Source organism: Delftia sp. DS1230, from assembly GCF_040112715.1.
GTDB classification, from domain to species: Bacteria; Pseudomonadota; Gammaproteobacteria; order Burkholderiales; family Burkholderiaceae_C; genus Comamonas; species Comamonas tsuruhatensis.
This window is the reverse complement of sequence record NZ_CP157763.1, coordinates 5,215,236-5,241,745: the sequence shown is the minus strand read 5'-3', so window position 1 is coordinate 5,241,745 and position 26,510 is coordinate 5,215,236. Positions and strand designations below refer to the sequence as shown.

Genomic DNA, 26,510 nt, shown 5'->3' with positions numbered 1-26,510 from the left:
CCGATGGACAGTCAAGCCGCAGCACAGCCTGCGGCTTTTCTTTGGCCGCTGCCGGGCTTTGTGAGAACATGCGGCGCCATGAAGGCTGGCGTTTCGACTTCCCTTGCGGCTTCCCGCGTGACTGCATCGCGGCTGTCTCGCCGTGACTGGGGCCTGCTGGCGGCGGCTGCGCTGCTGGCCGGCTGCTCGTCTGCTCCCCGCAAGGGCGCGGGTCCCGGGCCTGCTCCTTCGCCGCAGGCCCTGAACCTGGATGGCGAGTTGCGCGAGGCCCTGCTGGCGCGCACCATGCTCGTGGTCAACACGCCGTATACCTACGGCGGCAATTCGCCCGACGGCGGTTTCGACTGCAGCGGCCTGATCCAGTGGGCCGTGGGCGGCATTACCGAAAGCCGCCTGCCGCGCACCACGGCCCAGTGGGCGCAGTTCAGCAATCCCGTGGGCAGCCGCAGCTTGCAGCGCGGCGACTTCGTGTTCTTCAACACCCTGGGCTCGCGCTATTCGCACATGGGCATCTTTGTGGGCAACGGCCAGTTCGTGCATGCGCCGTCCAGCGGCGGCACGGTGCAGCGCGTGCGCATGGACAACCCCTATTTCGCCAGGCGCTTCACCGAAGCGCGCAGCATCTTCGCCTGAGCGCCTGCCAGGCAAGGCGCCGGGCTTGGCGCCGGCTCTTGAATCGATGGTCCAATGAGAGCTCCATAGAAATCCAGGGTTTCGGAATGGATAACAAGCTCGAATTCGCACAGCGCCTGCGCCAGGCCATCGAGGCTGCGGGTCTGGAGCCGCGGCCCAGCGTGCTGCTGAATCTGTTCAATTCCAGTTACTGGGGTCGGCCGATTTCGTTCCAGGCGGTTGCGCGCTGGCTCAACGGCGAGGCCGTGCCCGAGCAGGACAAGCTGGTGCTGCTGGCCGAGCTGCTCAGGATCGAGCCCGAAGTGCTGCGCTTTGGCGACCCTGCCCAGCGGTCACTGCCGCCTCAGCACGAATGCCAGGAACCGGGCGTGGGCTATCTTGAACGCGAAACCTTCGACGCCTTTCTGAGGCTGCCCGCGCCGCAACGCCAGGTGGTGCGGGAGGTGATCCTGACCTTCGCCAAGGTGCACGGCGAAGGCTGAGGGCCGGGCCACCTGGCAGCCGTCACCGCACCGCCTGCGGCTGCCAGGGCATGGCATGCCAGGGATGGCGCGGATCGGCCACCCATTGCTGCACCTCCTCGGGCGTCACGCTGCGGCCCAGCACGTCGGCCCGGCCACGGGCCAGCCATTGGCTGCGGCCCCGCGCATAGGCCTGGCCGAAGGCCTGCCAGCTGTCAAAGCAATCCCGCGCGCGGCATGCGTTCAGGTGAAGGATCTGCTGGTGCAGGGCCTCGTCCAGCCAGCCCAGCAGCCAGGCACATCGCACGTGGAAGGCCACGCGCGCGCAGGCAAAGGCCATGGCGGCATGGGGATCGTCGCCGGCCTGCAGGCGCTGCAGGTCCAGCGTGAACCAGCGCTGGCGCAGGCCGTCGGGCAACTGGCGTGCGATCTGGGCATCGTCCAGGTCGGTGCGCAGGCCAAGGTGGTGCAGCACCATGGGGCGCAGCTGGGTGGTCAGGGCGTCGTCGGCACCATGGAGCTGCCGGTCTGCAAAGCCGCCCTGGATGGCGTGAAAGGCCATGGGATGGGCCAGGGCCAGGGCCCAGTCCAGCGCCGCATCGCCGCTGCGGTAGCTGCTGAAGTCGCCGCGCTGGCGCGCCGAACGCCTGCGGCGCAGGCCGGCGCGCACTGCCCACCAGACCAATGCAGACAGCACAACAAGAGTGAAGGCGTTCATCGCGGATTTCCTGTCCTGCCCGGCGATCCTGCCCGGCGCCGCGCCAGCTCCAGCGACTGCTGCAGGGCCGCGCTGCGCGGCATGCGCTCGAAGGCGGGCACGGGCACGGTGTCGCGGCGTGCCGCGACCAGCCATTGCATCAGGGGCGACCGGATATCCAGCTGCTCCAGCAGCGCCGGGTGGGCCTGGAGCAGCCACAATTGCTCGGCTTCGGTGTGCAGCTCGCTGGCCGCGCACCAGGCGCCGGTGTGGCCCGAGGCCAGCAGATGCGCCGGACGGCGCACGATGCCCATGGCCAGGGCATCCGCCGGCGCCTCGCCATCGGCATCGAGGTGGTTGAGCAGGGCCAGCACGTCGGCCAGGTAGCGCGCAATCGGCGGGCGGTTCTGCTTGCCCTTGATCTGGTCGATGCGCAGCCGCCCGCCGTCAAGCACCTGGGCGCTGACGGTGATGCGCGGCTGGGCCGTGCCCGTGCGGTAGCTGAACAGGCGCAGCCGGCCCTGCTCGCAGGCTTCGGCGTAGTGCTCGCCGTAGCCGCCGCGCAGCGCGCCGCGCGCGCTGAACTGGCCCAGGCAGTGCCGCATCATCTGGCTTTCATAGGCCATTTCGGCGCGCAGGTCCGGGCTTTGGGCATCGAATTCCACGAACACGCCCAACTGGCCGCGCAGCAGCGGACGCACGGCGCCGGGCCGGTGCTCGGCCCAGCCGCTTTCGCTTTTTCTGGCGAAGGCCAGGTGCTCCAGCGTCCAGCGCGCCAGGGCCTGCGGGCAGTTGATGCGCTGCAGCTTGCCCTCAAGCGCCGTGCCGCGCCGGGTGGACAGGAACTCCAGCAGCCGGCTTTCCAGCGCCAGCAGCGGGGCGCTGTCAGGCTCCACCCACCACAGCGGTGCGCTGGCGCCGGCCGCAGGGCTTTCATGTGGCGGTGGCTGGCGGGCCGCATGCGCGCGCAGGCGCTCCAGCGCCCAGGCGGCAGGCTCGGTGCGCCTGTGCAGGCGCAGCAGCTCGGCCTGCGTGGAGATGGGCTGAACGGCCGGCGGATCGGCGTCGAGGTTGCCGATCACGTGGCGGTAGAAGTGGTTGGCCAGCCAGGCCGCGATCTCCTGACTGTCGCCGCGCGCCGCGCTGCGCTCACGTATGCGCTGCTTGATGTCCGGCGCATTGACCACGTCGCGCGGGCGGTAGGCGCTGGCTGCCGTGGCGGCTCCCGGGTTCACCACAGCTTCCACCAGGGCTTGCTGTCCGAGTGCAGCTTGAGGCAGCGCTGGAGGCCGTCCCTGGCCATCTTGTGCTCGGCCTCGCTGTCATCGGGGGTGAGCTTGGCGATGGCCTCGCGGTGCAGGGCCACGGCCTGATCGATGGGGCCGCAGCTTTCCATGGCGCAGGCCAGGCGGCGCAGCGTGTAGCACTCGCCCAGGGCGCGCACTTCGGGCAGCAGGGCCTCCAGGCGGGGGCGCACCACGTCGCCATGGCTTTCGGAGAAGAAGTCGAGCAGGGACATCAGCGAGGCCAGGTAGTCGCGCCGCTGTTCGCGCTGCTCGTCTGCGTCCAGTTCCTCGAACCACTGGTCCAGGCGTTCCAGCCAGATGCCGATCTCGCCCGCGCGGCCGAGCTGGTAGAGCGCCAGCGCCACGCTGGGGAAGTAGTCGGTGGGGCAGTGGCGGCTGTAGCCGTAGTCCTGGGTGAAGTGCCACAGCTGCTCTGCCGCCGTGACGATGCCGGGTCGGTCGTCACGGCGGATGGCACACCACAGCAGGCCGTCATGGTGCTCGGCGAAGGGGCTGCTGGACAGTCCCTTGTGGTGCAGGGCTGCAGCCTCTTCATAGCGCTGCTGCGAGCGGTACTTGATGGCAAGGTTGTTGCAGAGCATGGAGTAGACGTGCAGGTGCGCATCCTTGTACCGGCCCTGGCCGGTGGCCCAGAAGGCTTCGAAGCGGGCCAGGCCCTCTTCGTAGTAACGCTGCACCAGCGGCTCGCGCACCTCGTCGCCCGGCACCTGCCGGCCTTCGCCCATGATGGCGGCCAGGTCGTCCTCGTCATCCAGCGTCACGCCCGCCGCATAGCACCAGTGGGCGCCGAAGCCCTGGGGAAAGGGCCGCTGCAGCGCCTGCGCGGCCGGCAGCGCGGCAAAGCGCGCGGCCCAGAGCATGGGCAGCAGTTCGGAGTTGGCGTGCCGGGGCTGCTCGCCCACGCCGCGCTCGAGCAGCGGCAGGGCCTGTTCCCATTGGTGGTTCCTGGCCAGGCGCCAGCCGTCGATCATGTCCAGCAGCGGATGGCCGGGCGCCTGGGCACGCGCCAGGGCCAGGTAGTCGTCGGCGCTGCGCGCAGCAGCCGGGCTGTCTTCCAGGATCTCCTGCATGTCGGAGTCCAGGCCGGCCCAGGCCAGGATCAGCGCCCAGGCGGGGGCGTGGGCGGTGTCGCTGTCCACCATGCGCAGTGCCAGCTCATAGCCCTGGCGGGCCGATCCGGGGCGGCTGTGCAGCACGCTCTCCAGCGCCAGGTCCGCCGCATCGGCCAGGCGGCCCGCCTCTTGCAGCCATTGCAGCACCAGGCCGCTGAAGGCGTCGTCGGAGTCGTCCACCAGGCCGAAGCGGCCCAGCTCGGCCAGCTGCAGCGCGGCCTCTGGCTGGCCCATGGCATGGCAGGCCATGGCCTGCAGCCGTGCCTCATGGACCTTGCGGTGCGCGCGCACCGCCTGCGATGCGGCGGGGCTTTCCGTGCGGGCCAGGTGCTGCTGCGCCGCCATCAGCACGGCCGGAACGCTTTGCGGGGCCAGCGGCAGCACTTCGCGCGCAAGGTGCAGCCAGTCGTCGAAGTCCACGTTCTGGTCGGCGTCTGCCAGGGCCAACTGCGCCGTGGAGGCCTGCACATGGCGCACGGTGGCCGGCACATCGCCGCGCAGGCGGGCCAGCTCGGCCTTGCGCAGGCTGGCACGCGCGTCGCGGCGCGCGGGGGATGCCTCGCCGTCGGGGTCGCTGCGCTCGTGGTTGCGCTGCAGGTCCACGCCTTGCTCGGCCAGTTCCCAGGCCTGGGCCTCGCGGGCCAGGTAGTGCCAGCCATTCCAGTAGCGATAGGGCTCGCCGGTGTGCGGCAGCCGGCCCATGAGATCGGCGGCATGCGCGAGCAGGGCCACGCCGCCTTCGCGGTCAAAGCGCAGCCGGCTCTGGATGTCGCTGAGCGCCAGGCTGGCCGTGGCCAGCAGGTGGTTGTCACCCTGCAGGTGCTGCAGCGTGGCATCGCGGTGCTCGCGCAGCAGGGCGTTGGCGGTCTCGGGCCGTTCCAGGTCGAGCCAGAGATCGTGCAGACGCTCCAGTTCGCTCACCGTGGCCGGCGCGAAGCGCTGCTGCGAGAGCAGCTCCATGACGGCCGCCTGGCGTTCGGCCGGGGCGATGGGGCTGGTTTCATCTTCCTGTTGCAGCAGGTCGTGCGCCTGGTCCATGAAGGCATGCAGGGCTTCGCCCTCAAGGATGGCCTGGGCGTTGGCGGGCTGGGAGGTGTTCATGGAATCGATAGCAAGCAAGCGAAGCTGGAAAAGCCATGCAGGCCGACAGACCTCAGGGCGGCAACCCGCGATGCTAGCGGGCCGGCCCGCGCCAGGCCAGTGTGGCCGGGATGTTTTCACGTCCTGTTACACGCAAAAAGCCCGGCATTGCCGGGCTTTCGTTACGCAAGAGGTCGCTGGGCCACCGGGGCCGCAGGGATCGGGTTGGGATCAGTGGCGCACCACGACCTCGCCGCGCAGCGTGAAGGTGCGTGCCTCGGTGATCTTCACATCGATCATCTGGCCGATCAGGCGTTCGTTGCCCGGGAAGTTCACCACGCGGTTGCACTCGGTGCGGCCCATGAGTTCGCTGCCATCGCGCTTGGACAGTCCTTCCACCAGCAGGCGCTGCACCGTGCCCACGCGCTCGTCGCTGATGTCCTTGATGTTGTTGTTGATCACGGCCTGCAGCTCCTGCAGGCGGCGCAGCTTGACCTCGTGCGGCGTGTCGTCGTGCAGGTTGGCGGCCGGCGTGCCGGGGCGGGGGCTGAAGATGAAGCTGAAGCTGTTGTCGAAGCGCACGTCGTGGATGAGCTTCATCATCTTCTGGAAGTCTTCCTCGGTCTCGCCGGGGAAGCCCACGATGAAGTCGCTGCTCATGGCCATCTCGGGCCGGATGGCACGCAGCTTGCGGATGGTGCTCTTGTATTCCATGGCCGTGTAGCCGCGCTTCATGGCCATGAGTATCTTGTCGCTGCCGTGCTGCACGGGCAGGTGCAGGTGGCTGACCAGCTTGGGCAGCCGAGCGTAGGCCTCGATCAGGCGCGGCGTGAATTCGTTGGGATGGCTGGTGGTGTAGCGGATGCGCTCGATGCCGGGGATCTCGGACACGTACTCCAGCAGCAGGGCAAAGTCGGCGATCTCGGCCGTGTCACCCATCTTGCCCAGGTAGGCGTTCACGTTCTGGCCCAGCAGCGTGACCTCCTTCACGCCCTGGTCGGCCAGGCCCGCGACCTCGACCAGCACGTCCTCGAACGGGCGGCTGACTTCCTCGCCGCGCGTATAGGGCACGACGCAGTAGCTGCAGTACTTGGAGCAGCCTTCCATGATGGAGACAAAGGCCGAGGAGCCTTCCACGCGCGCCGGTGGCAGGTGGTCGAATTTCTCGATCTCGGGAAAGCTGATATCGACCTGGGGCTTGTGCCTGGCGGCGCGTGCATTGAGCAGCTCGGGCAGGCGGTGCAGGGTCTGCGGGCCGAAGACCACGTCCACATAGGGCGCGCGCTTGATGATTTCCTCGCCCTCCTGGCTGGCCACGCAGCCGCCCACGCCGATGAGCACGCCGCGTTCCTTCAGGTGCTTGTAGCGGCCCAGGTCGCTGAACACCTTCTCCTGCGCCTTCTCGCGCACCGAGCAGGTGTTGAACAGGATCAGGTCGGCCTGCTCCGGGTCGTCGGTGGACTCGTAGCCCTGGGCTGCGCCCAGCACATCGGCCATCTTGTCCGAGTCGTACTCGTTCATCTGGCAGCCGAAGGTTTTGATAAAGACTTTCTTGGACATGGTGGGGTTCCGTCAGGCAGCCGCCGCACTGCAAGCGGCGGTCCGCAAAAAAAGAAGATGGCCGGGCCAGGGCGGGCGCTGTGCTCCCTGGCCCGAGCCGCTGCGCCCCGCAAGCTGCGGGCCGCATCCATCGTGTGCGTGCGGTGTGCGCCGGCCTCAGTTGAAGAAGCGGTGCAGCATCGACTTGGGCTTGTAGTGCTTGTCGGCCTCGGCCTTGGTCAGGATCCAGGCCTGGTGCAGCCACTGCGTCTGCGGCTCGATCACATAGCCCACCACGAGCTTGCTGCCCTGGTAGTTGATGGCCTGCACCAGCGTGCGCTCGGGGCTGAACAGGCGAAAGCCCGGGCTGGTGCGAATGGTCTTGCCGTCGATTTCGACCACGGGAAACTGCGCGGTCACGACCAGCTCGCCGAACTGGGCCTGCGGCGGGAAATTGCGTGTCTCGTTGGAGGGCAGGCCCTGCGCGGCCGCGCCCAGGCTGGCGCAGGCCAGGCCGGCGAGCAGGGCGCCGGCGCACAGGCGGCGGACGGCAGAGAAATGGGGCTTGCAGCGGTTCATGGTGTACATCCAGGGGCTGAACCCGCGATTCTACGAACTTGCCGCTGCGCGGGCGCGGCACTCGGGCATTGGGTCAGGCGCGGCCCGGCGCATACAGCACGGCCTTGGGCGGCCGGCACAGGCCCCAGAAGCGCAGGCCGGTCAGCTCGGCCATCTGCACGCCCATGGCCGTGGGGGCGGAGATGGTGGCCAGGGCGGCGATGCCGACCCTGGCGCATTTGCGCACCAGCTCATGGCTGCCCCGGCTGGAGAGCACGACAAAACCGGCCTCGCCCAGGCGGCCGGTGCGCGAGAGGCGGCCGACCAGCTTGTCCAGCGCGTTGTGGCGGCCCACGTCCTCGAGCACATCCGTCAGTTGCCCGTCCAGCCCTGCCCAGCCTGCGGCATGCACGGCGCCGGCTTCGGCGTTGAGCCGCTGCAGCGGCGGCAGGGCATCGATGGCAGCGCACACCGTGGTGGCATCGACACGGGCGATCCAGTCGTGCGCGGGCAGGGGGTCGAAGGACAGGTCCAGCGCCGCGAAGCTGTCCACGCCGCAGACGCCGCAGCCTGTGCGCCCGCTCATGCTGCGGCGCCGGTCCTTGAGGCGCGCGAAGCAGCGCGAGGCCACGTCCAGCTGCACCTCGATGCCGTCCATGCCGGACGGAAGGCCTGCAGCCTGTGCAGCCACGGTGCGCACCTCGATGCCGTAGCAGTCGGCAGCGTTGTCCAGAATGCCTTCGGTAAGCGCAAAGCCCAGCGCAAAGTCTTCCAGGTCCGAGGGCGTACCCATCATCACGGCATGCGAGATGCCATTGAACACCAGGGCGATGGGGACTTCGCTGGCCAGCACCTGCGGCTCGGCCTGGATGCTGACGGCGCCGCCATCGGCGATCCGGTGGCGCACCACCGCATGCGTGCGCAGTGCGGCAATGGCGGGCGCGATGGCGCAGGCAGCATCTGCCGGTCCCGAGTCCGGGGCGGGTGCGGGAGCGTGTTCGGTGGTGGCGTTCATGGCGTGGGCCGCGCAGGCGGCCTGCGCATGATATCGGTGCCGCCGCGCAGCTTCAGTCCAGCAATGCCATGCCCTTGATCTGGGCGAAGACATGCATGCCCGGCGCAATGCCCAGCTGCCGGGCGGAATGCAGGGTGATGCGCGCCAGCAGGCGGGATGGGCCCAGCTGCAGCGAGACCATGACCTGGCCCGGGCCGTCCTCGCGCAGATCCTGCACGGTGGCCGCCAGGATGTTGAGGATGCTGCTGTCTTGCGGGTGCTGCAGGCTCAGGCTCACATCGCGCGCCTGCACGCGCAGCTGCACGCTCTCGCCGATGGGGCGCGGGCGGGCCATGACAAGGCGAAGGCGCCCGCCGTCGAAGGACAGCGTGCTCAGGTGGGCATCCGGATCGTGCTGCCGGATCTGCGCACTGAGCATGGCCGCTGCCGTGTCGCCCATGCTCACCGGCAGGTCCAGCCGTGCCAGCAGTTCGCTGGTGGCGCCGGCCGCGACGATGCCGCCTGCCTTGAGCAGCACCAGGTGCTGGGCCAGGCGCGCTACCTCGTCAATGGAGTGGCTGACATAGACCACGGGAATGTCGAGTTCACGGCGCAGTTGGTCCAGGTAGGGCAGGACCTCGGCCTTGCGCTGGGCGTCCAGCGCGGCCAGCGGTTCGTCCATGAGCAGCACGCGGGGGCTGGTGGCCAGGGCGCGCGCAATGGCCACGCGCTGGCGCTCGCCGCCCGACAGGGTGGAGGGCATGCGGTCCATCAAATGGCCTATGCCCAGCAGGGACACGGCCTGCTCCTGGGACACCTTGCGCCGCTCGGCGGGCGTGCGCCGCATGCCGTAGTCGATGTTGCGCTGCACGCTCAGGTGCGGGAACAGGCTGGCTTCCTGGAACACATAGCCCAGTGCGCGGCGGTGCGTGGGCAGCCACTGGCTGGCCGCATCGTCCTGCCAGACCTCGCCATTGACGACGACACGGCCCCGTGCGCGCTCCAGCCCCGCCAGCGCGCGCAAGCAGGTGGTCTTGCCACAGCCCGAAGGGCCGAACAGGGCCGTGACGCCGCGCCCGGGCAGCTGCAGCTGCACATCGAGGCGGAAGTCGGCACGCTCCAGCGCCAGCGCAGCAAGGATTTGCGAAGGGCTCGCGGCGGGCGGGGCGCCGGCCGAAGCAACGGGAGAGAAGTCAGTCATCATGCGCGGCGCTCCTCGCGCGGCTGCAACAGGTGCAGGGCCAGCAGCACCAGGAAGGAGAACACCACCATGCCGCCGGCCAGCCAGTGGGCGTGGGCGTACTCCATGGCCTCCACATGGTCGTAGATCTGCACCGAGACCACGCGCGTCACGCCGGGGATATTGCCGCCCAGCATCAGCACCACGCCGAACTCGCCCACGGTGTGCGCGAAGGTCAGCACGGCTGCGGTGATGAAGCCCGGGCGCGCCAACGGCAGCGCCACGGTGAAGAAGCGGTCCAGCGGCCCCGCGCCCAGGCTGGCCGCAGCCTCCATGGGCCGCGTGCCCAGGGATTCGAAGGCGCGCTGCAGCGGCTGCACCGTGAACGGCAGGGAATAGACCAGGGACCCGATGACCAGGCCTGCAAAGGTGAAGGGCAGGGTGCCCAGCCCCAGCGCCTGCGTCAACTGGCCCACGGGGCCATTGGGCCCCATGGTCACCAGCAGGTAGAAGCCGATCACCGTGGGTGGCAGCACCAGGGGCAGCGCCACCACGGCGCCAATCGGGCCGCGCCAGCGCGAGCGCGTATGGGCCAGCCACCAGGCCAGCGGCGTGCACAGCGCCAGCAGCAGCACCGTGGTCACGCTGGCAAGTTTCAGCGTCAGACGTATGGCGGCGTAGTCGTCGGCGGTAAGAATCATGCTGGAAGAATTCAGTGGTTCGCAGCGCTGGCGTCGTCCCCCTACCGCGCAGCGAGAGAGGGGAAGGCGCGTCAGCGCCTCAGGGGGAGCCTAGAGCCCGTAGCCGTAGGAGCGAATGATGGCACGCGCTTTATCAGCACGCAGGTACTTCATCAGCTCGGTGGCGGCTTCGTTGTCCTTGCCGCTGTTGAGCACGATGGCGTCCTGGCGGATGGATTCGTGCATGGCGGCGGGCACCTGCCAGGCCGAGCCTTCGCGCAGCTTGCCGTTTTCCATCACCTGCGACAGGGCCACGAAGCCCAGCTGGGCATTGCCCGTGGCCGCGAACTGGTAGGTCTGGGCGATGTTCTCGCCCATGACGATGCGCGGCTGCACCTGGGCCGTGATGCCCAGCTTGTCCAGCACTTCCATGGCGGCCGTGCCGTAGGGCGCGAGCTTGGGGTTGGCCACGGCGATGTGCCTGTAGTCGCCGGTCTTGAGGACCTCGCCCTTGTCGTCCACATAGCCGGGCTTGGGGCTCCACAGCACGAGCTGGCCGATGGCGTAGGTGAAGCGCGAGTCGGGCAGGCCACGGCCTTCCTTGGCGATCTTTCCAGGCGTGGTGTCGTCGGCGGCCAGCAGGATCTGGAAGGGCGCGCCGTTGACGATCTGCGCGTAGAACTTGCCCGTGGCGCCGAAGGACAGCAGGGCCTTGTGCCCGGTGTCCTTCTCGAACTCGGCGGCGATCTTCTGCATGGGCGCCGTGAAGTTGGCGGCAACGGCCACCGACACTTCGGCAGCCTGCGCAGCGACACCGCCCAACAGGGCAAGGGCGGCAAAGGCGGTGGCACGCAGGGGCTGGTTCACGTTCATGGGTCTCTCGCTATTCCGTTGGTGAATAGCGCAGTGTAGCGACCTGAAAATGCGCATGCAGGGTGCAGGCGTTTTGCTTCGTGGGAAATAACGCTTGGCGGGCATGATGTCGCGCATGACTGCCGACGCTCCTGCTTCACCCTCCGATCTGGCGCCCGCGCTGGGCCATGACCTGGCTGACCGCCGCCTCGCCATCCTGCGCCATATCGCAGCAGGGCATTCGATTTCACAGGCGGCGCGCGAGGCCGGCGTCAGCTACAAGGCGGCATGGCAGGCGCTGGATGTGCTGACCAATCTCGCGGGCTGTGCCCTGGTGGAGCGCTCGGTCGGCGGCGCCGGCGGCGGCGGCGCGCGCATCACCGCAGCCGGGCAGTCCCTGCTGGCCATGGCCGATGCGCTGGAGCAGGCCCGTGCACAGGTGCTGCAGCGCTTTGGCGGGCCGGCCGGCGTTTCCTCGGCGGCTCCCGGACTGGGGCTGGGCCTGCGCACCAGCATGCGCAATCTGTGGCCTTGCCGGGTCGGGGCCCTGCAGGCGCAGGGTGCCCAGGTCCGCGTCTGGATGCTGCCCGATGGCGGTGGCGATGCGCCAGGCATTGCCGCACGCATCACCGCCGAAAGCGCCCAGTTGCTGGGCCTGGCCCCTGGCCTGCCCGTGATGGCGCTGTGCAAGGCCACTGCCGTCCAGGTGCTGCCAGTGGCGCCGCTGGCCGGTGCGCAGGGCCTGGCCAATGCCTGGCCTGCCAAGGTGCAACGCCTGGCCCGTGCCGAGGGGGACGGACCGCGCGAAGTGGTGGCCAGGCTGCCCTGGGGCGGCAGCGGCGTGGGGTATGCGGCGCAGCAGGCGCAAGGCGAGCCCTGGACGCTGCGCACAGGACGCAAGGTCTGGCTGTCGGTGCCGGAGTCCGCCGTGGTGCTGGCCGTGGCCGACTGACACGACTGACCTGACAGGGTCGATTGAGCTGACTGGGCCGATTGGGCGTCGAGAAGGCCGCAGCGCGTTGCGCGTGCGCTGCAGTGGCTGCAGATTCGGACGGGTCTTATGGCGCATCCCGGGTGGGATACGAAAAATTGTGCCGCAGCGCAACCTGCGCGCTCCGGTGGCGCAGGCTTTCCCGGCGACCGATCCATCGATACCTCCCTAGCCCCCATGAGCATCCTGAAATTGCGCAGGCAAGAGAAAGTGGCGTTCTACACCGCCTTGCTGTGTTCGTCCGTCGCGGCGTTCATCTTCTTCGCGTCCCAGGACGTGGCGGACAGTCTGGAGCAGCGACTGGGTGCGCTGGCCATCTGCATCGTCATCGGCGCCGTGGTGACCCTGTTCAATCACTGGTGGTTCAGAGTCTGGGGCTGGCACCTGGTGCCGGTCACCCTGCTCCTGTTCTATGGCGGCACGCTGGTCGCAGGCTGGCTGTTTGGCGGTCGATGATCGCGATGGCGCCGAAGGGGAACCTGCCGCAATGCTTTGCGTCGAAGAGCCTTTGCGACTGCCTCCCAGGCCTCACACGGCCTTGCCCCTGCCATGAAGACCACCCTGTCCGCCGCCCTGATCTGCCTGTTCCTGTCTGCCCCGGCCCTGGCCCGTCCGCTGGACCCGGCGCCGCTGGATGCCTCGCAGTTCAACCTGGGACTGGTCGGCCTTGCCGGCGAGATTTCGCCAGCGGAGCGGCATCTGGAGGCCATGCTCAGGCGGCCCGAGGCCAATGCCGTCCTGCTGTCGGTGATCGACGATCCGCGCCGATCTCCCGTGGCCAAGCTCTATGCGCTGTGCGGGCTCAAGCGCATGGGCAGCGGCGGCTACGAGGCAGCGCTGGTCAAGCTGCGCGGCTTTGAGGGCCAGGTCTCCGTGATGCTGGGAGACCAGATGTTCCAGGAAGACATCCGAGAGGCGGCAGACCGCATCGAAAACCTGGAGTGCAGCGAAGGCGGCTGAGCCTGGGCACGCCGGTTGCCAGACAAAAAAAGAGCTGCCATCGGCAGCTCTTTGCATTGTGGGGCATCGTTCCGAGCCGGAGGATCTGAGCCGCTCAGGACAGCTCGCGACCCTTGAGTTCGGGGATCAGAAAGGCCGTGGCCAGCATGTCCAGCACATAGATGGCCGCCAGCAGGGCGATCGCCACCTGGAACGAATAGCTCATGGCCAGCGCACCGATCACCACCGGGCCCAGTCCGCCCACGGCGCGGCCGATGTTGAACAGCACGTTCTGCGCGGTGGCGCGCGCCTCGGTGGGATAGGCCTCGCTCATCACGGCGCCGTAGCCGCCCATCATTCCATTGACGAACAGGCCCATGAGGGCCCCCGCCCAGAGCATGGCCGCAGGGTCGGACAGCTGTGAATAGAGCACGACCATGATGACCGAGCCCAGCTGGAAGATCAGGAAGCTGGGCTTGCGGCCGATGCGGTCGGCCAGCTGGCCGAAGACCCAGATGCCGACCATCATTCCCACCACGGTCACGGCAGTCCATATCGAGGACTTGGTCAGGCTGAAGCCCAGTTGCTTGGACAGGAAGCTGGGCATCCAGATCATGATGCCGTAGTAGCCGAAGTTCTGGACCGAGGTCAGCACGATCACACCCAGGCTGACCTTGGCCGTGGCGCGGTCCTTCACCAGCAGCTTCAGGCTTTGCAGCACCGGCACGCGGGCCGACGGCGTGGCGGACTGCTGGCGCTTCACGAAGACCTCGGGCTCGTGCAGCTTGTTGCGGATCACCCAGGCCACCACGGCCGGGATCACGCCCACCAGGAACATGCCGCGCCAGCCTATGAGGGGCAGCAGCAGCGGCGTCAGCAGCGCCGCGCCCAGCACGCCCATCTGCCAGCCCAGGGCCACGTAGGACGAGACGCGCGCGCGGTGGCGGGCAGGCCAAGCCTCGGCAGCCAGTGCCATGCCGATGCCGAACTCGCCGCCCAGGCCGATGCCCGCAATCGTGCGGTAGGCCAGCAGGTCCCAGTAGCCCTGCGCGAAGGCGCACAGGCCCGTGAAGACTGCGAACAGCATGATGGTCCAGGTCAGCACGCGGATGCGCCCGTAGCGGTCGCTGAGCAGGCCGAAGAAGATGCCGCCGAACACGGCACCGATCAGCGTCCAGGTCACCAGCGAGCCGGCCTGGCCCGGCGTGAGGTGCAGGTCGGCCGAGATGGCCGACAGCATGAAGCCCAGGATCAGCAGGTCGAAGCCGTCCATGGCATAGCCGACGGCCGAGCCGGCCAGGGCCTTCCAGCTGTAGCCATTGACCTGGGTGGCATGGGCGCCGGCATGCGTGTCTGTGCTGGCGCCGGCAGCATTGGCTGCGAGCGCCCCGGAGGAAGTGGTGGTCACGTGAAGATCCTTGAAAGCCAGGACGGCGCGCGCTCTCGCTGGGGTGCGGCACCGCGCAAAACGCCTGCGCCGCCGGCTGAGCCGGCGTGCGGGCACGCTGCGCGTGTGCTGCATCCTGGGAAGGCGATGGGCACGGGAGTCCTGGTGGGAAAACAAGCTGGGCGGCCGGCATGCCGGAGCATGGCAGGGGCTGCGCGCAAAGACAGAGCGCAAGGTGCAGCGCCAAAAGACCGCTTCTGCAAAAAGCGAAAGCCCTGAATCGGCTGGGCGATCAGGGCTTGGAGGCTGCGGGCAGGCCCGGTGAAAAGGGCGCTCCCATGCGGGCGGGCGCAATGGTAAGGGAAGTGGCCGGACAAGGCAAGTAGGGCAGTCTTGCCAGACAGCTTCTACGACATGGGCGGCTGGTACTGCCCGGCGGGCGCGGGACGGATTCGGGTGTTGCGCGGATGCAGCAGCCCCTGTGCTGCCGATGGCCCAGACAATTGAAGAAACGATAATGAGAACAAATCGCATTCGCTTTCTCTTCATGCCCTTCGACCCATCGGAGGGCATGGCGAGGAAGTTTTTTTATTGCCGTATTGCTGTTCTCCCGGAGCATTTCATGCCACTGCATCGCCTTCGACCCGGCCATCGCCCTGCGCCTCTTGCGCTGGCCATCTCCCTTGCCATCGGCGCCCTGTCCGCTCAGGCTCAGGCATTGCCGGACACGCAGAACCCGGCCACGCTGCCCACGGTCAACGTGATCTCCAACCAGTTGGGCGAGGTGACCGAAGGCTCGGGCTCCTATACGCCGGGCACCATTGCCACAGCCACGCGCATGGTGCTGACGCCGCGCGAGACGCCGCAGTCCATCAGCGTGGTCACACGCCAGAAGATGGATGACTTCAACCTCACCTCCATCGACCAGGTGATGGAGCACACGCCCGGCATCAGCATCGTCACCTATGACAGCGAGCGCACCGAGTACTACGCCCGCGGCTTCGCCATCCAGAACTTCCAGTACGACGGCATTCCGATGATGCGCGACTCCGCGTACTCGGCCGGCAACACCCTCAGCGACATGGCGATCTATGACCGCGTCGAGGTGCTCAAGGGCGCAACCGGCCTGCTCACGGGCAGCGGCACTCCGGGCGCGACCATCAACCTGATCCGCAAGAAGCCCACGCGCGATTTCCGCGGGCATGCGTCCATCTCTGCGGGCAGCTGGAGCAACTACCGCACCGAGGTGGATGTGGGCGGCTCACTCAATGCAAGCGGCAGCGTGCGCGCGCGTGGCGTGGCCGCCTACCAGGACAAGGACTCGTTCATGGACCGCTATTCGCGCAAGACCGCGACGCTGTACGGCATTGTGGAAATGGACCTGACGCCACGCACTTTGCTGACGCTGGGCGGCGATGCGCAGAACAACCGTCCGGTCAACTCCACCTGGGGCGGCATTCCGCTGCTCAATGCCGATGGCCAATTCAATGACATGCCTCGCTCGCACAACAACGGCACGCGCTGGAGCCGTTGGGACCAGTACACGCGCACGGCCTTTGCCACGCTGGAGCACAGCTTCAGCAACGGCTGGGTGGCCAAGGCGCAGTTCAACCACCAGATCAACGGCTACAACGCCAACCTGGGCGCGGCGGCTGCGGGCTTCCCCAACCCGGCCGACGGCTCCGGCGTGTCGCTGTGGCGCGGCCAGTACATAGGCCGCACCACCAGCAATGCGCTCGATGCCTACGCCAGCGGGCCCTTCTCGCTGGGCGGGCGCGAGCACGAACTGGTGCTGGGCGCCAGCGTAGCGAGGCGCCACTGGAAGAACGATGGCTACTGGCAGCTGCCCGCCGACTATGTGTCCACGGTCAATGACTACTACCACTGGAATGGCGATTCGCGCCTGCCGGTGTGGGGCGCCTCACCCGACTACGTGAACAGCGAAGTGACCAAGGAGCAGGGCTTGTACACGGCGGCGCGCTGGAACCTGGCGGCCGACCTCAAGCTGATCACGGGCGGGCGCTGGTCCAACTATCGCAACCAGGTGCAGGGTCAGCGCGAGACCGGCGTTTTCGTGCCCTATGTGGGCGCGATCTACGACCTCAATGGCAACTATTCGGTCTACGCCAGCTACACCAGCATCTTCAGCCCGCAGTCCAAGCAAAACGAGAGCGGCAAGGCGCTGGACCCGCTGCGCGGCAACAACGCCGAGGTCGGCGTCAAGGCGGCCTTCATGGACGGCCGCCTCAATGCATCGGCGGCGCTGTTCCAGCTTCAGCAAGACAACTTCGGTATCGAGACCGGCGGCGTGACGCCCGGCGGCGCCACGGCCTACCGGGCCGCCGATGGCGTCAGGACGCGCGGCTTCGAGGCGGAGATATCCGGCCAGATCACGCCCGCCTGGCAACTGCAGGCCGGTTTCTCGCATGCCATTTCGCGCGACCAAGGCAAGCGCGTGGCCACGCTCACGCCCTCCAACCAGTTCAGCCTGCACACCAGCTACAGGCTGGACGGCCCGCTTTCCGGCCTGACGGTGGGCGGTGGCGCGCGCTGGCAGGACAAGACCTGGGGCGACATCTCCACGCCATCGGGCGGCACGGCCGTTCACACCGTCAAGGGCTACTGGCTGCTGGACATGATGGCGCGCTACGAGTTCAGCAAACAGCTGTCGGCCACCGTCAACGTGCGCAACCTGCTGGACAAGAAGTACTACACCATCTTCAGCTACTACAGCACCTACACCTGGGGCGAGCCGCGCTCGGTGAATGTCAGCCTGAACTACAAGTTCTGAGGCCCGGCCCTTGGCGCCAGCGCGGGGTCTTTGGCCCTGGCGCCAAGGGCGCCGTGCTAGGCTGGCGCCCGCTGCGGCCCGTGCGCCGCAAGCGCTCCCATTGCCGTCCGTTCACTGCCCGTTGGCCGCCCGGGTCCGTCTATGACCTTGCGGTGCAGTGCGGCGATATCTCGCAGGTTTTGCCAATAAAAACAATTCTCATTACAGTTTGGCATTCCGAGTTCTCCAACCTCCGATCCTTTCTGCCATGCATCCCATCCTGATTGCAGCCGCCCTCGCTTTGGGCGCGGCCGCCCCGATGAGCCAGGCCGCAGCCGCCGGCACCGTTCAACAGCCCGTGAAGAAGAACCTCTCCGTTGCAGAGGTGGTCAAGCATTACGGCACCCTGGTGCACGCCAATTACTCGGATTCCATCAGCTCCGCCAAGACCATGCAGAAAGCCATCGGGGCCTTTCTCGCATCACCCAGCGAACAGGGCCTGAACAATGCGCGCAAGGCCTGGCTGGATGCACGCGAGTACTACGGCCAGACCGAGGCCTTCCGCTTCTACGCCGGTCCCATCGACAACGATGAAGGACCCGAAGGCCAGATCAACGCCTGGCCCATGGACGAGTCCTATGTGGACTATGTGGAAGGCAACCCCAACGCCGGCATCATCAACAACCGCAAGGAAGCCATCACCAAGAAGCGCCTGGCCGAACTCAACGAGCATGACGGCGAGGAGAACGTTTCCACCGGCTGGCACGCCATCGAGTTCATGCTCTGGGGCCAGGACCTGAATGACAAGGGACCGGGCGCGCGTCCCTACACCGACTTCGTCGATGGCAAGAAATCCAATGCCGACCGCCGCCGTGAGTACCTGAAGGTGGTGACCGAGTTGCTGATCGAGGATCTGCAGTCGGTGGCCGACCAGTGGAAGCCCGGCTCGGCCAAGAATTTCCGCGCCCAGTTCGAGAAAAAGCCCGACGACGCGCTGCGCCGCATCTTCGTGGGCCTGGGTTCGCTGTCGCGCGGCGAGCTGGCCGGCGAGCGCCTGGAAGTGGCGCTGGCCAGCCGCGACCAGGAAGACGAGCACTCCTGCTTCTCGGACAACACGCACCGCGATGCCGTGACCAATGCCCAGGGCATCCTCAACGTCTGGCAGGGCAGCTACAAGCGCCTGGACGGCAGCGAGCTGCAAGGCCCGGGCATCAGGGACTGGGTGGCCTCCAAGGACAGCGCGCTGGCCGACAGGACCACGCGCCAGATCACGCAGTCGGTGCAGGCGGCCCAGGCCATTCCCGCGCCGTTCGACCAGGCCATCCAGGGCGCGCGCGACTCGGCCTCGCGCGCCAAGATCCAGGCCACCATCGACAGCCTGGTCCAGCAGAGCAAGGACCTGGTGGAGGCGGCCAATGCCGTCGGCATCACCCAGCTCAACCTGGTGGACCCCAAGGCCAACTAAAAGAGCATTCACCCCAAGCGTCCAACCCCTCTCTCGCCCATGCGCCAAGGCCGCCGCCCCCGAAAGGGTTCGGCGGCCCTGGCTTTTCCAGGGACGTCCCCACCCATGAATCTCTCCCCCTCGCTGCTGGTCGCTGCCTCCCTGGTCCTGATGGGCTGCTCGGCCCAACAGCAGGACACGGTGGCTGCCGCTCCAGCGCGCGCGCCAGCACCGCAGCCTGCTCCCGATCCAGCTCCCGATCCAGTTCTTTTGTTCGCGGCACCCGGCGAGCCCCTGCCCCCGGGCGGCCAGACCACGGTCCACGCCACGGGCCGCAACGCCTTCTCGCTGCCTGCCGCCAACCTGGACGATGCCGAGCGCACGCGCTTCGTCATCGGCAACTCCTTCTTCAAGCGCAACTGGGTGCAGGCGCCGGCCTCCACCACGGCGCGCGATGGCCTGGGCCCGCACTTCCTGGCGCGCTCCTGCGGCGGCTGCCATGTGCAGGACGGCCGCGCCCAGCCGCCCGACTTCCACAACCCGCTCAAGCCCCAGCCGTTCGCGGGCCTGCTCATGCGGCTGTCCATTCCGGGCGAAGGCCCGCACGGCAGCCCGGTGCCGGACCCGGTCTATGGCGACCAGTTCAACACCGAGGGCGTGCTGGGCGTCAAGGGCGAGGGCCAGCTTCGCATCCGCTATGAACAGGTGCATGGCCGCTTTGCCGACGGCACGGCCTACACGCTGGAAAAGCCGGTCTACGAGCTGGCTGCGCTCAACTACGGCCCCCTCGCTGCCAACCTGATGACCAGCCCGCGCATTGCGCCGCAGGTCATCGGCCTGGGCCTGCTGGAGCACATCCCGGAGTCCGAGATCCTGGCCAACGCTGCCGCCCAGGCGGCCCTGGGCGGCCCCATCAAGGGCCAGCCCAACTATGTCTGGGATGCCTACGGCGAACGCATGATGCTGGGCCGCTTCGGCTGGAAGGCCAACGTGGCCTCCATTGCCCACCAGACGGCTTCGGCCTTCCTGGGCGATATCGGCATCACATCGAAGCGTTTCCCGCACCAGACCTGCACGCCCGCGCAAAAGGACTGCCTGGCCGCGCCCAACGGCAACGGCGCCGAAGGCGTGGAGATCGAGGACCGCGTGCTGGACGACGTGATCTTCTACCAGGCCACGCTGGCGCCGCCTGCACGGCGCAACGCCAGCGACCCTGCCGTGCGCCGTGGCGAGGCACTGTTCCACCAGGCCCAATGTGCACAGTGCCACCGGCCTTCGTACAAGACGGGCGGGGCGCTGTTCCCCGCGCTGTCGCCGGCACTCAGCAGCAAGGGGTTGTCGGGCCAGACCATTGCGCCCTACACCGACCTGCTGCTGCACGACATGGGCGATGCGCTGGCCGACGGCCGGCCCGACTTCAAGGCCTCAGGCCGCCAGTGGCGCACGCCGCCGCTGTGGGGCATAGGCCTGCTGCCCGATGTCAACAACCACCAGCGCCTGCTGCACGACGGCCGTGCGCGCGGCGTGCTGGAAGCCATCCTCTGGCACGGCGGCGAGGCCGAAGCCGCGCGCGAACAGGTGCGCCAGTTCAGCGCCGAAGACCGTGAAGCCCTGGTCAAATTTGTGGAGTCCCTCTGATGCAAGACATTCGCATGACCCCTCGCCAAATCCTTTGTGCCGCCGCGCTGGCGCTGCTGGCCACCACCCCGGCCCAGGCCCAGGAAGTGGAGGCCAACATGGCCATCCCCTTCTACAACACGGCCCATGCCGTGCAGGGGCTTTACGGCCAATGGTTCTCGCCCCAGGCCAAGGCCGCGCAGGCATCCGCCCAGGCACTGAACCAGGCGCTGCGCGCGCATTGCGCAGCACCTGCGGCACCTGCGGGATCGGCCGCTGCCACGCTGCAGACGGCGCGCCAGGCCTATGTGCAATCGTCGCGGCAGTGGAGCAGCCTCTCGGCCGTGGCCCTGGGGCCGCTGGTGGAGCGCCGCTCGGCGCGTCTGGTGGACTTCCGCCCCATGCGCCCGGCCCTACTCAAGAAGGCCATACAGTCGGCCCCCGCCGATCTGGCTGCCATGGAGCGCATCGGCGCACCCGCCAAGGGATACCCGGCGCTCGAGAACCTGCTGTGGACCCAGCCCGTGGAGCCGCAGACGCCGGCCTGCGCCTATGCCACCCTGGTGGCCGAGGAAATCGGCGCCGAGATGGGCATCCTCCGCAATGGCTTTGCCAAGCTTGCCGCCCAGGACTGGTCCGAGGACGGCGATGCCACCACCGAAGCCATGGCCGAGTTCATCAACCAGTGGGTCGGCGGCCTGGAGCGCCTGCGCTGGGCGGACATGGAAAAGCCCTTGCGCAGTGCGGGCAGTGCAGGCAGCAAGCCCCCCGCCTGGGAGCACCTGGCCAGCGGCAGCACCGTCGAGGTCTGGCGCGCGCACTGGCAGGGCCTGCGCACGCTGGCCGTGAGCGTGGACCGCAAGGTGCCCCGGCCCGGCGTGGACATCGTGCCCATCGAGTCCTACCTGCGCGGCCGTGGCCTCAACCCGCTGGCCGACCGCTGGCTCAAGGCCGTCAACGAGGCCGATGCCGGCATGCGCGCCCTGACCGAGCCGACCGCCAAGGCCGTCGATGCCGCCACCAAGCCGCTTTCGCGCCTCAAGCGCCTCATGGAAGGCGAGGTGGCGCCTGCGCTGGAAGTCAACATCGGGTTCTCGGATGCCGACGGGGATTGAGCAGGCGCTGAATCGCCGCCGCTGGCTGCAGGGCCTGGGTCTGCTGGCTGCCATGCCGCTGGCAACCTCCCATGCGGCCAGGCCGTCTGGACCGGCACGGTCGCTGGCTGCGGCCTGGATGCAGGGCGAGCAGATGCGTGTCGGCATCGTGCAGGCCAGTGCGCAGGTGGACAGGCCGCTGCAGGTGCTGCAGGCCCTGGATGTGCCCACGCGCGCCCACGGCATGGCCGCGCTGCGCGACGGCTCCGTGGTCTTCGCCAGCCGCCGCCCCGGCGACTGGCTGGTGCGTCTGAAGCCGGGACAGGCCGCCGAGGATGCGCAATGGCAGTGGATAGAGCCCGACCGCTTCTTCAACGGCCATGTCATCGAAAGCGCCGATGGCCGCCATCTCTACACCACTGAGACCGACCTGGAAGATGCCCAGGGACTGATCGGCGTGCGCGATGCCATCACCTTGGAGAAGATCGCCGAATGGCGCACGGGCGGCATGGACCCGCACCAGCTGCTGCTGGACGCCGACGGCACGCTGATGGTCGCCAACGGCGGCATTCCCACGCAGTCCGAGACCGGCCGGCGCAAGCTGCAGCTGGACCACATGGATTCGTCCATCGCACGGCTGCTGCCGGCCGAAGGCGGCGCCCGTGCCGGCCTGTGGAAGCTGGACGACAGCCGCCTGAGCCTGCGCCACCTGGCCTGGGGCCCGCAGGTCGCCCACGCGCCCGCGCGCCGCTGGCTGGGCATTGCGCTGCAGGCCGAGCACCGCGACACCGAAGCGCGCGCCGCCGCGCCCGTGCTGGCCCTGTTCGATGGCCACCGTTTGCATGCCGTGCCCCTGCCCGAAGGGCGCGAGCCCCTGGCCGGCTATGGCGGCGATATCGGTTGCGACGGCCAGCTCTTTGCCGTCAGCTGCCCGCGCGTGAACACCGTTACCTGGTGGCAGGTGCCCGACAGCGGCCAGGCCAGCGGACGCTGGCTGCGCGGCGACGCCATGCCGGGCGTGTACTGCGTGGCCAATGCAAGTGTCTCGCTGGATGCCAAGGGCCGGCCCCTGCCTGCCGAGCCCGCGCTTTGGATGGGCGGTGCACGCCAGGCCCAATTGCGCCAGCGCGGCCAGGTGCTGCGCACGGTGGCGGTGCCTGGAATGGCGTTGGACAATCACTGGATTGCGCTGAAGAGCCGCAGCTAGCAGCCGGGGGAGGGCGCCGAGCAGGGTGCGCTCCCGGCGTGCCCGCGCTCTGTTCGTCGGGCAAGAAAAAAGGGTCTACGCTTGCACGTAGACCCTTTTCTTTGTTTGGTGGCGCTTCACGGACTCGAACCGCGGACCTGTGGATTATGATTCCATCGCTCTAACCGACTGAGCTAAAGCGCCGTAAGACCTAAATTATATGCAGAATTTTTGGTCGATCCGGGAAGTTGTGCAAATTTCTCGAAATTTCTTTGCGAGAGGCCTGCAGTGCCTTGCCGGAAGACGCGCATTGTAGCGTGTCTTTCAGCAGGTTCAGAGATGTTTGAAGTTTGCGGGGCGCTTGTTGACGAAGGCGTCCATGCCTTCCTTCTGGTCCTGCGTGGCGAACAGCGCGTGGAACAGGCGGCGCTCGAACATGACGCCGTCAGCCAGCGAGCCCTCGAAGGCGCGGTTCACCGATTCCTTGGCCGCCATGACGGCGATCTGCGAGAAGCCGCTGATGATGATGGCGGCGCCCAGGGCTTCGTCCATGAGCTTGTCGAAGGGCACGACGCGGCTGACCAGACCGGCGCGCTCGGCCTCGGTGGCGTCCATCATGCGGGCCGTGAGGGCCATGTCCATGGCCTTGGACTTGCCCACGGCGCGCGGCAGGCGCTGCGTGCCGCCGGCGCCGGGGATGACGCCCAGCTTGATTTCCGGCTGGCCGAACTTCGCGTTGTCGGCGGCGATGATGAAGTCGCACATCATGGCCAGCTCGCAGCCGCCGCCCAGGGCAAAGCCGCTGACGGCGGCGATCACGGGCTTGCGGATGCTGCGGATGGTCTCCCAGTTGCGCGTGATGTAGTCGCCCTTGTAGGCGTCGGCAAAGCTGTACTTGGCCATGGCGCCGATATCGGCGCCGGCCGCAAAGGCTTTCTCGCTGCCGGTGATGATCATGCAGCCGATGGCCTCATCGGCATCAAAGGCCTGCAGGGCCTGGCCCAGCTCGTTCATGAGCTGGTCGTTGAGCGCGTTGAGCTGCTTGGGGCGGTTGAGCGTGATGATGCCGACCTTGTCGGCTTCGACGCGAACTTCAATCATTTCGTAGGCCAAGGGAGTCTCCTGCTGGGGTTGTCGTCGTGATGCTCAAGAATAACCGGCCAGGGGCGCGGGTGCGCGTGTGTGCATGTGCGCGCCTGCACCGCGTTTCACGGCGTGCCGGGAGCCTGCGGGCTGTCGGCGCGGCTGCCCAGCCAGCGTCCCACGGCCTCTTCGTCGGTGATTTCCAGGGCGAGGTTGCTGGGAGACGGGAGCTGTGGAGCGCTGGAGATGGCAGCTTTTGCATCGCCGTTGTCCGTTTTCTCGACCATGGCGGCCTCGCTCAGCAGGGCCGAGCCCCAGGGCAGGGTGAAGGCCAGGATCTGGCGGTCGCGGGCCACCCAGGCCACGATCTCCAGCGCCGTGCCTGCGTACAGCGCCACATCGTCCAGGCGGGTGATGCGCCAGCGTGCGGGCTGTGCATCCTCGGCCCCGGTGGGCAGCTCGATGGCCAGCCATTCGTCGCCGGCCATGAAGCCTGCGCGCTCGGCCAGGCTGCCGCGCAGCACGGTCTTGACGGTGATGCCCTGGCTTTCCTGTACGCGCAGGCCCAGCCGCTGGGCAGTCTGCGCCGGTTCGGCCTTGGCCTGCACGCCCTGGGCGGCCAGCAGCTCGGCCAGCGGCAGGTCGTCGGTGCCGTGCACCCATTGCGTGATCTCGGGGGCGAAGCTGCGCCCGCCCAGCTCCTGCAGCACGGCCAGCACATCGGCCTCGCGCATGGGGCCGCCCTGGCAGCGCTGCCACAGCGCGCGCATCACGTCGTCCAGCGTGCTGCGGCCTTCGCGGCGCAGTTGCAGGTCCAGGGCCAGCGCGACCAGGCAGCCCTTGGTGTAGTAGCTGACGGTCTGGTTGGGCGTGTTCTCGTCCTGGCGGTAGTACTTGACCCAGGCGTCATAGCTGGCCTGGGCCACGGACTGCAGGCGGCGGCCCGGTGTCTGCAGCACCTGGTTGATGGTGCGCGTGACCAGCTTGAGGTACTGGGCGTTGTCGATCAGGCCGGCGCGGCGCAGCAGCAGGTCGTCGTAGTAGCTGGTGAAGCCTTCGAAGAACCACAGCAGCTCGGTGTAGTTCTCCTGCCCGTAGTCGTAGCGCGCGAATTCTGCGGGGCGCAGGCGCTTGACGTTCCAGGTGTGGAAGTACTCGTGGCTGATCAGGCCCAGCAAGGTGGTGTAGCCCTCGGCGGCCTTGCGCTCGCCCACGCGCGGCAGGTCGCGCCGGCCGCAGATCAGGGCCGTGGAGTTGCGGTGCTCCAGGCCCCCATAGCCGTCATCGACCACGTTGAGCATGAACACATAGCGCTGCATGGGCGCGGGCGTGGCCTGCTCGCCCGTACCGTGCCAGAAGGCCAGCACGGTCTCGCAGATCCTGCGTGCATCGGCAACCAGGCGCGCGCCGTCGAAGCTGGGCGCGGCGCCCGCAACGACGAAGCTGTGGGGCACGCCCGCGGCCACGAAGTCGCCACGCCAGAAGCTGCCCATCTCCACGGGGCAGTCCACCAGTTCGTCGTAGTGGGCAGCGCGGTACAGGCCCCAGCCGCGCGCATCGGCGTCCACGGCGTCCAGGCCGGTGGCCACCTGCCACGATGCCGTGGCGTCCGATGCAAGCAGCTGCAGCGTATGCGGCGTGTCTTCCTGGCCGTGCACGCGCAGGCACAGGCTGGTGCCGTTGAAGAAGCCGCGGCGGCGGTCCAGCCAGGCCGTGCGCACCGAGCTGTCGTAGGCGCAGAACTGGTAGTGGAGCACCAGCGGCACGCCGGCTGCGCAGTCGGCCTGCCAGAGGTTCTTGCCCTGCTGGGCCAGCGCGACGGGACGGCCGTCCTGCTCGGCAGACAGGTCCTGGAGGTTCTTGGAGAACTCCCGCACCAGATAGCTGCCGGGAATCCAGACCGGCAGCGACAGGGTCTGGCCGGCGGCCGGGCGGGCGATGTGCAGCTGCACGCTGAACAGGTGCGCGTCCACATCAAGGGCCTGCACGCGGTAGTGGATGTCCGCTGCGGCAGTGGCAGCGGCGGTGGCGGCGAGGGGAGAGGTCATTCGGGCTCCTGCAGGTGTGGCCTGGAGGCTGCCCGGGCCCGCTGCGGCGGGCTGGAGCCGGGAAGCTCCGGCCAAGGGGAATCAGAGGGGCGGGCCCGGCATAGGGCCCGCGAGGCGGCGATCAGCGCGCGGCTGCGGCTGCGGCCAGGTTCTTCTCGACTTCCTGGGCGCTGATGGCGCCAGGCACTCGGGTGTTGTTGGTGAAGATGACGGTGGGCGTTCCCGTGATCTTGTACTTGCGGCCGAAGGCCAGGTTGCGCTGCACGGCCGAGGTGTCGCATTGGGCAGCGGCCGGTACCTTGTCGCGCAGCATGTGGTCGGCCCATGCACCGGCCTGGTCCTTGGCGCACCAGATGTTGCGCGATTTCTCGGCCGAATCGGGGCTCAGGATGGGGTACAGGAACAGGTAGATGGTGACGTTGTCCACGTTCTGCAGGTCGCGTTCGAAGCGCTTGCAGTAGCCGCAGTTGGGGTCCTCGAACACGGCCATCTTGCGTTCGCCCTTGCCGTGGACGATGGTCACGGCGTCCTTGAGCGGCAACTGCTTGAAGTCCACCGCCGTCAGCTGGTTCATGCGGTCTTCGGTGAGGTTGCGGCGTGCCTTGGTGTCGATCAGCTCGCCCTGGATCAGGTAGTTGCCCTTGGCGTCCGTGTAGAACAGATCCGTGCCGATGCGCACCTCGAACAGGCCGGACATGGGTGTGGGGCGGATTTCGTCGATCTTTTCGAGCTGGGGAATGCGCTCGGTCAGCGTCTTGCGCAGGTTGGCGTCCTGGGCGTGAACACCGAGGCTCCAGGTCAGGCTGGCAGCCGTCAGCAGGCAGGCGAAGAGTTTCATGGCAATGCGGAGGTGGGCGG

At 68.0% G+C, this 26,510-nt stretch carries 23 protein-coding genes and 1 tRNA gene; 10 read left to right on the top strand and 14 right to left on the bottom strand.

Going from position 1 to position 26,510, the window contains the following annotated elements; translation table 11 throughout:
* Positions 1 to 78 precede the first annotated feature (78 nt).
* Positions 79 to 633: a C40 family peptidase gene (locus AAN986_RS23650; RefSeq protein WP_016447992.1), complete on the top strand. Its 555-nt coding sequence runs from the start codon at positions 79 to 81 to the stop codon at positions 631 to 633.
* A gap of 86 nt (positions 634 to 719) precedes the next feature.
* Positions 720 to 1,115, top strand: coding sequence for a helix-turn-helix domain-containing protein (locus AAN986_RS23645; RefSeq protein WP_016447991.1), 396 nt, complete (start codon positions 720 to 722; stop codon positions 1,113 to 1,115).
* A gap of 22 nt (positions 1,116 to 1,137) precedes the next feature.
* On the opposite strand, the gene AAN986_RS23640 is transcribed toward AAN986_RS23645, so the two are convergent.
* The 9 genes from AAN986_RS23640 to modA all read right to left on the bottom strand — a co-directional run bounded on the left by AAN986_RS23640 (position 1,138) and on the right by modA (position 11,114).
* Entirely contained in the window at positions 1,138 to 1,812 is a 675-nt protein-coding gene (locus tag AAN986_RS23640; protein WP_047217459.1) for a DUF1266 domain-containing protein, read from the bottom strand.
* A complete protein-coding gene (locus AAN986_RS23635; RefSeq protein WP_016447989.1) occupies positions 1,809 to 3,026 on the bottom strand; it encodes a hypothetical protein in 1,218 nt (405 codons plus the stop codon). The genes AAN986_RS23640 and AAN986_RS23635 overlap by 4 nt, the downstream gene beginning before the upstream one ends.
* The gene (locus AAN986_RS23630; protein WP_349335496.1) at positions 3,023 to 5,311 is read right to left on the bottom strand and encodes a hypothetical protein; all 2,289 of its coding nucleotides are present in this window, start codon (positions 5,309 to 5,311) and stop codon (positions 3,023 to 3,025) included. The genes AAN986_RS23635 and AAN986_RS23630 overlap by 4 nt, the downstream gene beginning before the upstream one ends.
* Positions 5,312 to 5,521: 210 nt before the next feature.
* Positions 5,522 to 6,850 carry a tRNA (N6-isopentenyl adenosine(37)-C2)-methylthiotransferase MiaB gene (miaB, locus tag AAN986_RS23625; protein ID WP_016447987.1) on the bottom strand — a complete coding sequence of 443 codons (1,329 nt, stop codon included), beginning with the start codon at positions 6,848 to 6,850 and terminating at the stop codon, positions 5,522 to 5,524.
* A gap of 156 nt (positions 6,851 to 7,006) precedes the next feature.
* Complete coding sequence (locus AAN986_RS23620; protein ID WP_016447986.1) at positions 7,007 to 7,408, bottom strand: hypothetical protein; 402 nt, start codon at positions 7,406 to 7,408, stop codon at positions 7,007 to 7,009.
* 73 nt (positions 7,409 to 7,481) lie between these two features.
* Positions 7,482 to 8,402: a formate dehydrogenase accessory sulfurtransferase FdhD gene (gene fdhD / locus AAN986_RS23615; RefSeq protein ID WP_047217462.1), complete on the bottom strand. Its 921-nt coding sequence runs from the start codon at positions 8,400 to 8,402 to the stop codon at positions 7,482 to 7,484.
* Between the two features lie 52 nt (positions 8,403 to 8,454).
* The gene (gene modC / locus AAN986_RS23610) at positions 8,455 to 9,585 is read right to left on the bottom strand and encodes a molybdenum ABC transporter ATP-binding protein (RefSeq protein WP_047217463.1); all 1,131 of its coding nucleotides are present in this window, start codon (positions 9,583 to 9,585) and stop codon (positions 8,455 to 8,457) included.
* A complete protein-coding gene (gene modB / locus AAN986_RS23605; RefSeq protein ID WP_016453156.1) occupies positions 9,582 to 10,262 on the bottom strand; it encodes a molybdate ABC transporter permease subunit in 681 nt (226 codons plus the stop codon). Before modB ends, modC begins: the two co-directional genes overlap by 4 nt.
* Before the next feature lie 90 nt (positions 10,263 to 10,352).
* Positions 10,353 to 11,114 (bottom strand): molybdate ABC transporter substrate-binding protein, encoded by a 762-nt coding sequence (modA, locus tag AAN986_RS23600; protein ID WP_046237955.1) that lies wholly within the window; start codon positions 11,112 to 11,114, stop codon positions 10,353 to 10,355.
* Positions 11,115 to 11,217: 103 nt separating this feature from the next.
* Between modA and AAN986_RS23595 the strand changes: the two genes are divergently transcribed.
* From AAN986_RS23595 to AAN986_RS23585, 3 genes are all read left to right on the top strand, one after another.
* Positions 11,218 to 12,045 (top strand): TOBE domain-containing protein, encoded by an 828-nt coding sequence (locus AAN986_RS23595; RefSeq protein WP_016447981.1) that lies wholly within the window; start codon positions 11,218 to 11,220, stop codon positions 12,043 to 12,045.
* 216 nt (positions 12,046 to 12,261) lie between these two features.
* Positions 12,262 to 12,540: a hypothetical protein gene (locus AAN986_RS23590; protein ID WP_016447980.1), complete on the top strand. Its 279-nt coding sequence runs from the start codon at positions 12,262 to 12,264 to the stop codon at positions 12,538 to 12,540.
* 93 nt (positions 12,541 to 12,633) lie between these two features.
* Entirely contained in the window at positions 12,634 to 13,044 is a 411-nt protein-coding gene (locus tag AAN986_RS23585) for a hypothetical protein (RefSeq protein ID WP_047217464.1), read from the top strand.
* 94 nt (positions 13,045 to 13,138) lie between these two features.
* On the opposite strand, the gene AAN986_RS23580 is transcribed toward AAN986_RS23585, so the two are convergent.
* On the bottom strand, positions 13,139 to 14,323 hold the full coding sequence (locus AAN986_RS23580) for an MFS transporter (protein ID WP_174538908.1): 1,185 nt from the start codon (positions 14,321 to 14,323) through the stop codon (positions 13,139 to 13,141).
* 709 nt (positions 14,324 to 15,032) lie between these two features.
* On the opposite strand from AAN986_RS23580, the gene AAN986_RS23575 reads away from it, so the two are divergent.
* From AAN986_RS23575 to AAN986_RS23555, 5 genes are all read left to right on the top strand, one after another.
* Positions 15,033 to 17,201, top strand: coding sequence for a TonB-dependent siderophore receptor (locus AAN986_RS23575; protein WP_349335495.1), 2,169 nt, complete (start codon positions 15,033 to 15,035; stop codon positions 17,199 to 17,201).
* Positions 17,202 to 17,448: 247 nt separating this feature from the next.
* Positions 17,449 to 18,645 (top strand): imelysin family protein, encoded by a 1,197-nt coding sequence (locus tag AAN986_RS23570; protein WP_016447976.1) that lies wholly within the window; start codon positions 17,449 to 17,451, stop codon positions 18,643 to 18,645.
* Between the two features lie 105 nt (positions 18,646 to 18,750).
* Positions 18,751 to 20,262, top strand: a complete 1,512-nt coding sequence (locus AAN986_RS23565) for a di-heme oxidoredictase family protein (RefSeq protein WP_047217466.1) — start codon at positions 18,751 to 18,753, stop codon at positions 20,260 to 20,262.
* Positions 20,262 to 21,356, top strand: coding sequence for an imelysin family protein (locus tag AAN986_RS23560; protein WP_047217467.1), 1,095 nt, complete (start codon positions 20,262 to 20,264; stop codon positions 21,354 to 21,356). Before AAN986_RS23565 ends, AAN986_RS23560 begins: the two co-directional genes overlap by 1 nt.
* Positions 21,340 to 22,542 (top strand): DUF1513 domain-containing protein, encoded by a 1,203-nt coding sequence (locus tag AAN986_RS23555; RefSeq protein WP_047217468.1) that lies wholly within the window; start codon positions 21,340 to 21,342, stop codon positions 22,540 to 22,542. The genes AAN986_RS23560 and AAN986_RS23555 overlap by 17 nt, the downstream gene beginning before the upstream one ends.
* Positions 22,543 to 22,648: 106 nt before the next feature.
* Here the strand turns inward: AAN986_RS23555 and AAN986_RS23550 are convergent.
* From AAN986_RS23550 to AAN986_RS23535, 4 genes are all read right to left on the bottom strand, one after another.
* Positions 22,649 to 22,725, bottom strand: a tRNA-Met gene (locus AAN986_RS23550).
* A 129-nt stretch (positions 22,726 to 22,854) separates the two neighbouring features.
* Positions 22,855 to 23,634, bottom strand: coding sequence for an enoyl-CoA hydratase (locus AAN986_RS23545; RefSeq protein WP_016447972.1), 780 nt, complete (start codon positions 23,632 to 23,634; stop codon positions 22,855 to 22,857).
* 95 nt (positions 23,635 to 23,729) lie between these two features.
* Complete coding sequence (locus tag AAN986_RS23540; protein ID WP_047217469.1) at positions 23,730 to 25,652, bottom strand: M61 family metallopeptidase; 1,923 nt, start codon at positions 25,650 to 25,652, stop codon at positions 23,730 to 23,732.
* 121 nt (positions 25,653 to 25,773) lie between these two features.
* A complete protein-coding gene (locus tag AAN986_RS23535) occupies positions 25,774 to 26,490 on the bottom strand; it encodes a DsbC family protein (RefSeq protein ID WP_016447970.1) in 717 nt (238 codons plus the stop codon).
* Between the last annotated feature and the right edge of the window lie 20 nt (positions 26,491 to 26,510).